This window comes from Moorena bouillonii PNG, from assembly GCF_001942495.1.
Lineage (GTDB): Bacteria > Cyanobacteriota > Cyanobacteriia > Cyanobacteriales > Coleofasciculaceae > Moorena > Moorena bouillonii.
Genome location: NZ_MKZS01000001.1, coordinates 286,147 through 297,471, shown reverse-complemented (window position 1 = coordinate 297,471; position 11,325 = coordinate 286,147). Strand labels below are relative to the sequence as shown.

The following is an 11,325-nucleotide window of genomic DNA, read 5'->3' as shown; positions in this document are numbered from 1 at the left end:
TTGCCTAAATCCTAGTCTCTATCACCGTTTCGACTACTTTTGCCTAATGGATAGCTTAAAAAAGGGGGGAATTAGATTAAAAAGTCCCCCTTATTAAGGGAAACGGGGAATCTAAATCAGAGATTAACAAAAGTTACATGCTCCCCTAGGTAGTAGAGAGTCGGAAGTGTTGAAACCATTAATTAGCTAAGCTAAAACTATAGCATTTCTAAATAGATCATGAAAACGAATGCTAATTGAGCATAACACCAAAAACTACTCGCATCTCTTGACTACTCTTCCCTGTTCCCTGTTCCCTATTGCCTATTGCCTATTGCCTATTGCCTTTTTTTACAATACGTGTGTTGACAACCTAGATACAAACGCTATATAACTATGAGTGCTAAAATCGAAACCACAAATTTTCTCAATGATCTCGATCGAGTTGCCACGGTGCGTGGTGAAATAGCTAGTTACTTGAGTCAAATCAGTAATATACTAGAACAATCGGAATCCGCAGGGGAGAGTAATTCCGGTAAGTTAGGCTTGGATAGAGATATTGAAGATATTTCTAAAGCTAGTAAAAATTTACAACAGGGGCGATTCCGACTACTGGTATTAGGAGATATGAAGCGGGGAAAAAGTACATTTCTCAATGCTTTAATTGGTGAGAATTTACTGCCCAGTGATGTCAATCCTTGTACAGCGTTGCTGACAGTTTTACGCTATGGTGCTCAAAAGAATGTGACAGTGTACTTTAATGATGATACACCACCAGAAGAAATTGATTTTAAATCCTTTAAGCATCGCTATACCATCGATCCAGCTGAAGCAAAGCGACTTGAACAACAGAAGAAGCTAGCGTTTCCCAATGTTAGTCATGCCATCGTGGAGTATCCCTTACCATTGCTAGAAAAAGGGATTGAAATTGTAGATAGTCCAGGACTGAATGATACGGAAGCGCGCAATGAGTTATCCCTCGGTTACATTAATAATTGTCACGCTATCCTGTTTGTGCTCAGAGCAACTCAACCCTGTACTTTAGGGGAACGTCGTTATCTAGAAAATTATCTAAAAGACCGGGGATTAACGGTTTTCTTTCTAATTAATGCTTGGGACCAGATTCGGGAAAGTTTGATTGACCCCGATGATACAGAAGAATTAGAAGAAGCTGAAGATAGACTACGGCGAGTATTTCAGGCTAACTTGGCAGACTATTGTCAGGTAGATGGATATGATATCTATGATGAACGAGTGTTTGAAATTTCAGCAATTAATGCCCTGCGCAAGCGAGTTAAAAATCCAGACGTGTCTCTTGATGGCACAGGATTTCCGGAGTTTATGGGAGCACTCAATACATTTTTAACGAAGGAACGAGCAATTTCTGAATTACGACAAGCGAGAACCTTAGCCCGTCAAGGCAGTAACCATGTTCATGAAGCTATTGAACGTCGCATCCCCTTGCTAGAGCAAGATTTAAATGAGTTAAAAGAACGAATTAATTCCGTTGAACCAGAATTTAATAAACTCAAGGATATTGGTGAGCAATTCAAGGATGAAATTAAAACAGTTCGGGATAATAAAGCGAAAGCGATCGCAGATTCATTTCGTACCTATGTTTTAAATTTAGGCAATACCTTTGAGTCAGACTTCTTACACTATCAACCTGAACTCCGGTTTATGGATTTCTTGAGTACAGGCAAACGAGAAGCCTTTGAATCCGAGTTGAGGCAAGGATTTGAACGGTATATTAATGATAAATTGTCAGAGTGGAGTAAGACAGCTGAAAAAGAGATGGATGCTGCCTTTGCTCAGCTATCTCGCAGTGCAGTAACCTACGGTGCTTCCTATACTAAAGTCACGGATAAAATTAATCAAAAATTAACCGGACAAACCGTAAGACCTGTCAGCAACTACACTACAGAAGATAACGCTCCCGCTTGGGCAAAATGGGCAGCAGGATTATTTTCCTTAGCTAGGGGAAATCTAGCAGGAGTCGCTATGGCTGGAGCTGGTTTCGATTGGAAAAATATTGTGCTGAACTTCATCACAGTCATGGGAATTGGTGGCATCATTAGCGTTGTTTCTGGGATTACTCTTGGACCAGTGGGTCTAGCCTTATTAGGATTAGGAGTTGGAGTCGTGCAAGCCGATCAAGCTCGTAAGGAATTGGTGAAAGCAGCTAGAAAAGAGTTGGTGAAATATTTGCCTGAGGTAGCACAAGAGCAATGGCAACCAATTTATGATGCTATCAAAGAATGTTTTGATGTGTATGAGCAGGAAGTAACTGAGCGGATGGATGATGATATTAAAGCTCGCAAAGGGGAATTAGATAATTTAATGAAGCAAAAAGAATCTCATGAAATTAATCGGGAGCAAGAATTAGCTCGCTTGAAACAGTTAGAAGCTGATGTCGCCTCCCAAGCCGAGAAGGTTGAGAGCACTTATCAGAATTTTGTGAATGCGATCGCTTAACCTTCTAGTAAGCATTCAGCTATCAGCGGTCAGTAGTCAGTGGTCAGCGGTCAGCCGTTGGCTTTTGGCACCTCAAGTAGCGCTAATCGCTGTTCGCTTACAATGCGATCGCTTAACGTGATACTATCGATTACCCAAGAGTAATAATTAGTCTTGGGTAATCGATAATAGAAGCAAAAACCATAACAACTACTATCCTATATTTAGTGCAGTATTTAGCATCTTGATTTACGGAAGAGCTGAACCGCTATATAATTAATATTGTATACTTATATAGTAATCCTTGCCCAGTGGCAGTTGAACAACCAGACAAAGAATTTGAGGATTGGGCTAAACAATGTAAACTTGGTAATCTCAACTCACCTATAACTGGCCAGCTTTACAAAAATCGCTCTCTCACTGTCCAAGAGTATATTGCTAGATTCCGAAGATCTAATATTAACCAAGTTCTTCCTGATGAAGCAAAAACCATGACAGTTGAAGAAGCTCTTAAAGCTGGAAGAGTAGCAGGGATAAACATTCGCAAGCTACTGACAGATAACAGAGAAAAATTAAAAAAATGAGGTAACCTGATGACTTTGAGAACTGATCCAAAGGATGATATTACCGAAACTCTTAGGCAAATGATTGGGGATATCATCCCAATAGCCTATGAAACAGATCGTGCTGAAGCCTGTCTATCTACCTTATCTTTCCAAAGCCTAAATTATCCAGAAAGACACATTTGGATTGACACAGATGGTGATGGAATAGCAATTGATTTAGAAGACTGGCAGGATGAAAGGGAATGGGATAACGCTGTTGCTCGCATTACAGTCGAGGAAACAGCAGAAGTCGTAGATATCGTCAAAACCTGGCTTTTTGGAGATAAATTGGACAACTATTATAATCTTAATAAAGACTATGAAAGAGTTAATAAAATAGCCACTATCTCCAATTAATAACCATGATCAAATGCGCAAAGCCTGAATTACCTGCCGTTTCAATTCCACAAATTCCAACGTTAGCTTTGTATCCAGAGTACGAACAGCCGGTAAATCAATCATAATCTTATCCCGGATACAACCCGGATGAGTTCCCATCACATAGATACGCTGGGATAAGAACACTGCTTCTTCCACATCATGGGTAATCATCAAAACAGTAATATGGGTCTTCTGCCAAAGTCCGAGGAAGAATTCCTGCAATTCCTCCTTAGTTTGGGCATCTAAGGCTCCAAAGGGCTCATCCATCAACAGCACTTCCGGTTCATTAGCCAAGGCTCGTGCGATCGCAACCCGCTGTTTCATACCCCCTGACAGCTGTTTGGGGTAGGCATTAGCAAAGCGGCTTAGACCGATTACATCCAAATAGTAAGCAATGCGTTCTTGGGATTCCCCCTTAGGCAATCGTTGTAACCTCAGACCAAAACCGATATTATCAGCAATCGTTAGCCAGGGAAATAGGGTATAGTTCTGGAAAACCATGCCCCGATCCCGACCAGGACCTAAAACCACCTCACCATCTACCTTTACATGTCCTTTAGAGGGAGGAATTAGTCCAGCGATAATGTTGAGCAAGGTTGATTTGCCGCAGCCAGACGGTCCAACTATACACACAAATTCATTCGCCTCAAGATCGAGATTAATATCCTTTAGCACTACCAATTCTTCCCGTCGGTGGCGAAAACTTTTGGAAAGAGCGCACACCTGTAGCTTAGGCAAATTGTGATTATTGGTCATTTTTAAAGGGTGCATCTGATATTTGTAAAAAAGAAGGGGAAGTGTGGGAATCGGGAATCGGGAATCGGGAATCGGGAATCAGGAATCGGGAATCGGGAATCGGGAATCGGGAATCGGGGATCGGGAATCGGGAATCGGGAATCGGGAATCGGGAAAATATCTGAAGCTATCAGCTATCAGCTATCAGCTGAATACTTACCCTTAAACCTTAAAACTTAAACCTTCAACCTGATTAAACCTTCAACCTTCAACCTGATTAACCCTTAACCCTTAAACCTTAAACCTTAAACCTTGGCCAAAGGCCACGCTACGCGAACAACCTTCTTCAACCTTGGCCAAAAGGCCACGCTACGCGAACAACCTTCAACCTTCAACCTTGGCCAAAAGGCCACGCTACGCGAACAACCTTCTTCAACCTTCAACCCTGACTGACTGACAAAAGGCGGTCACTGTTTTGTCAAACTGTTTGTCAGATGGATGTTTGAGGGATTAAAAAAAGCTGAGTGGGAGCCAGCGTTCTAAGATGCGCGATGCCACTCAAAACCATAGGAACGCTGTGAAAAAAAACTCCCGCCTCTACAATGCCCTGAATGCCTGGCTGGGTCAAGCCAGTCCCTGGGCACACAAAGCTCATCTAACGGTCTGTCTATGGATGGTGGTAGCCTTGATCCATAGTGGTGAAGTTAATCTGACCCGTTGGATATCCTATCTGCCCTGCCGAGGACAGTATGCTCACAGTAAGCACAGACGGGTCCGTCGATGGCTCAATAACCCTCGTATCAATGTACATCGACTGTATAAACCCTTGATCCAAGCGGCCTTGGTTCACTGGCAACAAGAGTGTCTTTACTTGAGCTTAGATACGTCCTTGTTTTGGGATGAATATTGCCAGCTCCCTTGTGGCAGTGGTTTATCGGGGTCGTGCCCTGCCAGTGGCTTGGCGAGTGCTTCACCACAGCAGTGCGATGGTTTCATTCAGCGACTACCGAGATGTGTTGAATCAGGCAGCTCGGTGCCTACCCAAAGACGTGAAAATTGTCTTATTGGCTGATCGAGGGTTTGTCCATAAGGATTTGATCAAAGCCCTGACTCAGCAATGGCATTGGCATTATCGTATCCGTTTGAAAAAGGATGCTTGGATTTGGCGCACTGGCAAAGGTTGGTGTCAACTTAAACAGTTTCACTTCAAACGGGGCGAAGCGCTGTGTTTTCATAACGTGGGATTGCATAAAGACCAATGGTATGGCTCGGTTCACATAGCGTTTGGGCGCAACAATATCAATGGTGAATTTTGGGCTATCGTCAGTGATGAACCAACCACCTTACAAACATTCTGTGAATACGGATTGAGATTCGATATTGAGGAGGCTTTTTTGGACGACCAATCCAACGGCTGGAACATCCAGAAGTCTGAGATTCGGTGTGTATGTGCCCTTTCAAGACTGTGGTTCATCTTGGCATTGGCTACACTCTATGTTACGGCACAAGGCACATTGGTTGTGGAAACGGGGAAACGACGGTGGGTTGACACCCATTGGTTTCGTGGCAACAGCTATTTCCGCATCGGCTGGGATTGGGTCAAAACTGCTCTGTTAAACGGATGGCGACTGATTCGTCACGTCAGTTTCACCTCCAACCGTGATCCTGACCCTGTTATGGCATCGCGCAAACAACACGAGAAACGAATTTATAGGCTAGAGTTCAAAGTACTAACGTACCAATATGTTCCGGAATAACTTTTGTCAGTCAATCAGGGTGCGCTTAACTCATTAATAATTAAATTCGCCACGGGTCGCACCTAATTGTTAAGTGTTAATTGACAAACCATTAACACTTAACAAGTTTTTTTTATTACCACCATAAACACTATCCTTTCCAATACCTTTAAAATCGGTGTTGCGTCAGTCTTTGAATGAATAGGAGTAGAGTGGGCATCCTGCCCGCCCGAAAATAAGGAGGAAACTGGCAAGATGCCAGTTCTACACAAGATGCCAGTTCCACGCAAGATGCCCATTCCACCAAGATGTCCACTCTACAAAACTATTACAATCATTCTATTATTAAGCAACGCCTGGAACCGAGGTGCTTTGCCTGATCATGGGATTGACCATAGGTCACGCTACGGGATGCTCCTGTGCAGCCGCTATGCGATGCTCCTTTGGAGCCGCTACGCGAACGCATTTACTGTACCTAGTCATTAACAAAAATGTGGCCACCCACTGGACTTGTTGCTGCGTGAATGCAATAGTTTTTTTGGAAACCTGGAACTGAGGCGCTTTGGCTGATCATGGGATTGACCATAGGTCACGCTACGCGAACACATTTACTGTACCTAGTAATTAACTTTGATATCGCCACTCACTCGACTTATTGATGCGCTAATGCAATAGTTTTTTTGGAAACTTGGAACTAGAGTAATGGCTGGAATGGGATCCATAGGTCACGCTACGGGATGCTCCTGGGTCGCCGCTACGCGAACGCATTACTGTATCTAGTAATTAATACCTAAAATCTTATCCCTTGCATCTTATCCAAAATTCTGTTACAATAATAGTATCGTTAACGCAATGGTTAACTCCCCATGATGATTTCCACCGCACAAGCCGCTGATTTACTAGGTGTTTCCGCCACTCGCGTCCGTTACCTTCTCAGCAAAGGCAGAGTTAAAGGAGCCTATAAAGTGGGTAGAACTTGGGTGATTCCTCTGTTTGATGGCATGCCAGTAGTCACTCCCGGCACTCGGGGTCCCAAGCGGAACTGGTCAAAGCGCAGAGAGTACACTAAGGCTGTGATTCATGTTAACCAGAGGGTAATTCGCAACAATCTCAAGACAGGGGAGCGTAACCCTGTGATTACCGTAAAACGAGGCTCTCAAAACACTTATGGTCATACGGTGGAAGTCAATGGGCCGTGTAGAGTCATGTATCGCCCCGATGATCCCCTCAAATGTGGAGCAAGGGTGTGGATTGAGACTATTTCTGATTTTAAAGTTATTTAATTTAGTAACAGCTTACCTGACTAGACATCTACCTGATTAGACTAGGAAACGCTATACTCCAGAGAAACATCATCACTGGTATGGAAAAGACCAATTAAAGGATCAGGGAAGTCGGATGAAACGCTTTTATTTATATTCAAGTTTGTTGATTGCTAGCTTCTTTCTACTATTGCTTGGAGAGGAGGGATTAGCACTTATTGTCAAAACCAATCGTCGATTGTCAGGTTTTTCTGTAGATAGCCGTAACTATATTTATCTGGAAAGTGCTAGAAACCATGTCACAAAGGTTCCTACTGCCAAAATCCAAATTATCGATGTAGCCACTAACGCTTGTGTCAAGAAAGGTTGTCTAGAAACTAACTATAACTACTCGGATTCCAATCTCACTCCTAAAGAGGCTGAAGAGAGTTTACTCAGGAAAACCCAAAGAATAAGACAGAGCTTAAGACTCAATCAATTAAAAGTAGGACTCAAACTGCCAATTATTGAGCGTTCCATTCAACCCAATGGCACAGAAACGGTTAAGGTCTTGGTGGATAAAGAAAAAGACCCACTAGAGATTCGTTTAGAACAAATTTATATTCCCTCAGTTTTATCTGGAGGAATGTCTGATATAGACCGGGCTTCAATGCACCTAGTCATTAATTACAATTATCGCCAACTGACCCTAGGTAAACTGAACAATTACCGTGAAGCTATCAGGAAATATTCCATCAGAGAAGTTCGCTTATCCCCCAATAGACAGAACATAGTTGTACTGATCAATCTCCACCAAGCCACCTATAACGCTGACTTTCAGACAACCTTTGTTCAAAGTTTTCCGATCTAAACTACTTTTGCCTTCTGCCTTTTGCTTTCTAACAGTTTAGTGGTGAAGCGTACCATCAGGCATAATTGCCCCACTGATAAACGTGTTGCTCAAGTCAACATCACTCAGGTCTACGCCAGCCAGTTTAGCATCCTTAAGTTGTGCCCCATGGAGATTAGCACCACTTAGGGTAGCCTTGGTTAAGTCAGCACCAGTTAAATTTGCCCCTAACAAGTCAGCACCTGTCAAATTAGCCCCTGCCAAGTTTGCCTGACTCAGGTTTGCCCCCCAAAGGTCAGCTTGACTGAGATTAGCCCCACTGAGGTCAGCTTGACTAAGGTCAACTCCTCCTAAGTTGGCTCCACTCAAATCTTTCCCTGATAGGGAAGCAACAGGCACAATGCAATATGCTCCCAACTTACTAGGGTCAAACCCTTCCGGAAATTGAGTAGTTTGGTTATAGAGCGATATCTCAAATTTAGCATCTTCGAGATTAGCACAGCGCAGATCTGCACCAAGCAAATTTACCTTACTAAAGTTAGCTCCCCCCAGATCAGTGCCATTTAACTCTTGATCTGAAAATGATGCACCGGGGGCAATTAAGTAAGCTCCGTGTTGGCTGGGGTCAAACCCTTCTGGAAATCGAGTAGCTTGGTCGTAGAGCGCTCCGAGCAAATTGACTCCCTCCAGGTTAACCGAGTAAAGATCTGCCCCAAAAAGGCTAACTTTCCCCAAATCTGCCCTACTCAAGTCAGCTCCTCTGAGGTCAGCCCCCTGAAGATTTAGCCCACACAGAGACACATCCGCAGCAATGAGATATGCCCCATAGGCTGTGGGGTCAAAATCTTCAGGAAATTGAGTCTTTTCGTTATAAATTGCTCCTTTGAGGTTAACCGCTTCAAGATTAGTAGCGGACAGATCTACTCCAAACAAGTGAATGCTCCTTAAATCTGCTCCTCTGAAATCCGCGCCACTAACTAAGCTCAACCATAAGTCCGCTCCCCGCAAATCCGCTTCCTGTAGATCGGCTTCTCGTAGATCCGCTTCCCAGAATTGAACTCCTCTTAAATTGGCTTTCCTTAAATTAGCTCTAAGCAAAGATATACCAAAAAAGTGACCCTGACTCAGGTCAACTTGGGATAAGTCTGCTTCACTTAAGTCCACACCACTGAGATTTGACTGACTCAGGTTAGCCATTGGTAGAGATACACCAGGAGCAATTAAATGTCCTCCTGCCTTCACTGGGTCAAAATCGTCAGGAAACTGAGTGGTTTCGTCGTAGAGTATACCGCTCAGGGTTGCATTTAGAAGCTTAGCACCCTTGAGGTTTGCCCCCATCAGATTGGAGCGGCTTAAATTAGCTCCTGTTAGGTCAACATCCTGCAACTCAGCCCCAATTAAGCAAGCACGGGTTAGATTAGCTTCTTTGAGATCAGCACCTTTGAGGTTAGTTTTCCAGAGGTCAGCTCTGGTCAAATTCGCACCCCTTAAATTGGTATCACTGAGATCTACCCCACTCAATTTAGCTTCCGTTAGTAAAGCCTCGGGGGCAATTAAATAAGCTCCTGCCTTGGTAGGGTCGAAATTTGGGGGAAACTGAGTGGAAAAATTGTATAGTGTAGTATGGAGGTTAGTTAAGTCTAGAATAGCTTCGCTCAAGTCTGCCTGACCCAGATTAGCACCACATAGAACAGCTTGAGTTAAGTTAGCTTCCCTCAAATTAGCTCCCCAGAGATCAGCACTACTGAGGTTAGTGCCAGTAAGAATTGCTTGACTGAGGTCGGCTCGCCATAAAACTACCCGTTCCAGATTTACCTGGCTGAGGTTGACTTGACTTAAGTCAGCTCCACTAAAATCTCTTTCCCCAAGGGAATATTGTGACTGAATTTCATCAGTATTCATGTATCGTTCGTTAGTTTTAATTTAAAAATCATCAAAATTAATTATTAGATAATACCTCCGGTTCCCAATTCCAAATTACATACCCTTTATCGATATGAGTAATTACTATTTTATCGAGCTGATCAGCTACCTTAGACAAAATAGCGATAAGTTGTTCTTGAGTTTTTTCTAATCGTAAAAAACTGTAGTATTGACCATCAACGTTAATGGCTAATAAGCGTCTGCTTAAATGAGGTACGTTAATCCAGCAGATTTGGTAATCCTGACGGGATTTAATAATATGACTGGAGGATAATTCCAAATCCTGAAGGAGAGCAAGAGCAGGAACAGGGGAAGACCTCAGTTGAACTGAATTATTGTTTTGGGATTCAGGGTAAAACTTAAGTTGGTTGGCATTTATAGCCATCCCTTTAGTTTGAGCTACTCTATTGCGTTTAAACTCAATAACATTATTGCTATCAACAACACCATGGGGTTGTTGAACAGCAAACGATTGAGTGTTAGGAGGAGTTAGTCCTCGATACCGAAGCAAATCATCCCTCTGGGTAAGAGCTATTGTTGAAACATCCGGTTGGTATTCTGGTTCCGATTCGCCTTGGTTCAGGGATTCGATATCCTGGAGGCGTTGTCTGTTTTTTTCTCTGACTGATGCTTGGTATTTTTGCCATTTCCTTCCCACTTCAACAGTGCCAAGACCAGCTAACACACTCCCTAGGATGGCAACGCCAAGATAAGGAATTGCTAAATCCTTATGGTCTTCATGGAAGATGGGTTTAAGTTCGACGTTTAAAAACGGTTTAACTTCAACAACGATTGGTTTTGATTTGTTGAAAACAAACGGTAAGGTCAAACTGGAAAATATAGTGCTGGAGATAACTACAGCTGGTAGTAAGATATTAATTAAGGGGTAATTGGTCATCGGTCATCTTCAACCGCTGCAAGCAAGAAATTGGGTAAAGCGATGCAGTATAGCTATTGGGGTAAACCCCCATGAGCAACTGCATCAAGAGATGAAGCTTGAATCTCCAACAAATGGAGCTTGACTCAAGCTTTACGATGGCGATCGGTTAAATTCCGGTAGTCTTGCTGCTTACTGAAGAGGGCGGCTTTGTTGCTAGCAAATCGCCTCAAAGCAGGTGATTTAATCAGGATATAATAATAAATAGTCTATTATATCATTTAATACCAATTCAATTATGTGGGGTCAGACCCACCATTAATTTTAGCAGCGGTCTCGTATAAATTGTCAATTAAATTGACAATTTAATATTTCTTAATATATCTTCCAGAGCAAGAGTCGTCAGCTTACTCCCTACGCACATGCTGCCCTTGCCAGCACTGACCAGGACATTGCTAACTATCGTTTGGGATACCAAGTAGAGTTGGGTCAGTTACAAATTACCCATGACCCATTACCAATTACCGATTACCTTTAATCATTC

Annotated in this window: 13 protein-coding genes; 10 read left to right on the top strand and 3 right to left on the bottom strand. The window is 42.9% G+C overall.

Annotation, left to right across the window (positions count from 1 at the left end; genetic code table 11):
- Positions 1 to 375 precede the first annotated feature (375 nt).
- From BJP37_RS01270 to BJP37_RS01260, 4 genes are all read left to right on the top strand, one after another.
- On the top strand, positions 376 to 2,454 hold the full coding sequence (locus BJP37_RS01270; RefSeq protein ID WP_075895854.1) for a dynamin family protein: 2,079 nt from the start codon (positions 376 to 378) through the stop codon (positions 2,452 to 2,454).
- On the top strand, positions 2,441 to 2,575 hold the full coding sequence (locus BJP37_RS43160; protein ID WP_269086928.1) for a hypothetical protein: 135 nt from the start codon (positions 2,441 to 2,443) through the stop codon (positions 2,573 to 2,575). Before BJP37_RS01270 ends, BJP37_RS43160 begins: the two co-directional genes overlap by 14 nt.
- Positions 2,576 to 2,744: 169 nt before the next feature.
- Entirely contained in the window at positions 2,745 to 3,017 is a 273-nt protein-coding gene (locus BJP37_RS01265) for a hypothetical protein (protein WP_075895852.1), read from the top strand.
- Positions 3,018 to 3,026: 9 nt separating this feature from the next.
- Positions 3,027 to 3,395: a hypothetical protein gene (locus BJP37_RS01260; protein WP_075895850.1), complete on the top strand. Its 369-nt coding sequence runs from the start codon at positions 3,027 to 3,029 to the stop codon at positions 3,393 to 3,395.
- A gap of 9 nt (positions 3,396 to 3,404) precedes the next feature.
- Here BJP37_RS01260 and BJP37_RS01255 read toward each other — a convergent pair whose 3' ends face one another.
- Positions 3,405 to 4,175: an ABC transporter ATP-binding protein gene (locus BJP37_RS01255; protein ID WP_075905644.1), complete on the bottom strand. Its 771-nt coding sequence runs from the start codon at positions 4,173 to 4,175 to the stop codon at positions 3,405 to 3,407.
- A gap of 43 nt (positions 4,176 to 4,218) precedes the next feature.
- On the opposite strand from BJP37_RS01255, the gene BJP37_RS01250 reads away from it, so the two are divergent.
- The 6 genes from BJP37_RS01250 to BJP37_RS01235 all read left to right on the top strand — a co-directional run bounded on the left by BJP37_RS01250 (position 4,219) and on the right by BJP37_RS01235 (position 8,002).
- The gene (locus BJP37_RS01250; protein WP_158069345.1) at positions 4,219 to 4,380 is read left to right on the top strand and encodes a hypothetical protein; all 162 of its coding nucleotides are present in this window, start codon (positions 4,219 to 4,221) and stop codon (positions 4,378 to 4,380) included.
- A gap of 86 nt (positions 4,381 to 4,466) precedes the next feature.
- Positions 4,467 to 4,607, top strand: a complete 141-nt coding sequence (locus tag BJP37_RS38165) for a hypothetical protein (protein WP_158069344.1) — start codon at positions 4,467 to 4,469, stop codon at positions 4,605 to 4,607.
- 446 nt (positions 4,608 to 5,053) lie between these two features.
- Positions 5,054 to 5,911, top strand: coding sequence for a transposase (locus BJP37_RS42090; RefSeq protein ID WP_229415150.1), 858 nt, complete (start codon positions 5,054 to 5,056; stop codon positions 5,909 to 5,911).
- 234 nt (positions 5,912 to 6,145) lie between these two features.
- The gene (locus BJP37_RS35305; RefSeq protein WP_143727413.1) at positions 6,146 to 6,376 is read left to right on the top strand and encodes a hypothetical protein; all 231 of its coding nucleotides are present in this window, start codon (positions 6,146 to 6,148) and stop codon (positions 6,374 to 6,376) included.
- Between the two features lie 380 nt (positions 6,377 to 6,756).
- Positions 6,757 to 7,173 carry a helix-turn-helix domain-containing protein gene (locus BJP37_RS01240; protein WP_075895848.1) on the top strand — a complete coding sequence of 139 codons (417 nt, stop codon included), beginning with the start codon at positions 6,757 to 6,759 and terminating at the stop codon, positions 7,171 to 7,173.
- Between the two features lie 115 nt (positions 7,174 to 7,288).
- Positions 7,289 to 8,002 (top strand): DUF2259 domain-containing protein, encoded by a 714-nt coding sequence (locus BJP37_RS01235; protein ID WP_075895846.1) that lies wholly within the window; start codon positions 7,289 to 7,291, stop codon positions 8,000 to 8,002.
- A 36-nt stretch (positions 8,003 to 8,038) separates the two neighbouring features.
- On the opposite strand, the gene BJP37_RS01230 is transcribed toward BJP37_RS01235, so the two are convergent.
- Both BJP37_RS01230 and BJP37_RS34105 read right to left on the bottom strand, forming a co-directional pair.
- Positions 8,039 to 9,883, bottom strand: coding sequence for a pentapeptide repeat-containing protein (locus tag BJP37_RS01230; protein WP_075895844.1), 1,845 nt, complete (start codon positions 9,881 to 9,883; stop codon positions 8,039 to 8,041).
- 37 nt (positions 9,884 to 9,920) lie between these two features.
- Entirely contained in the window at positions 9,921 to 10,802 is an 882-nt protein-coding gene (locus tag BJP37_RS34105; RefSeq protein ID WP_081431025.1) for a hypothetical protein, read from the bottom strand.
- Positions 10,803 to 11,325: the final 523 nt, after the last annotated feature.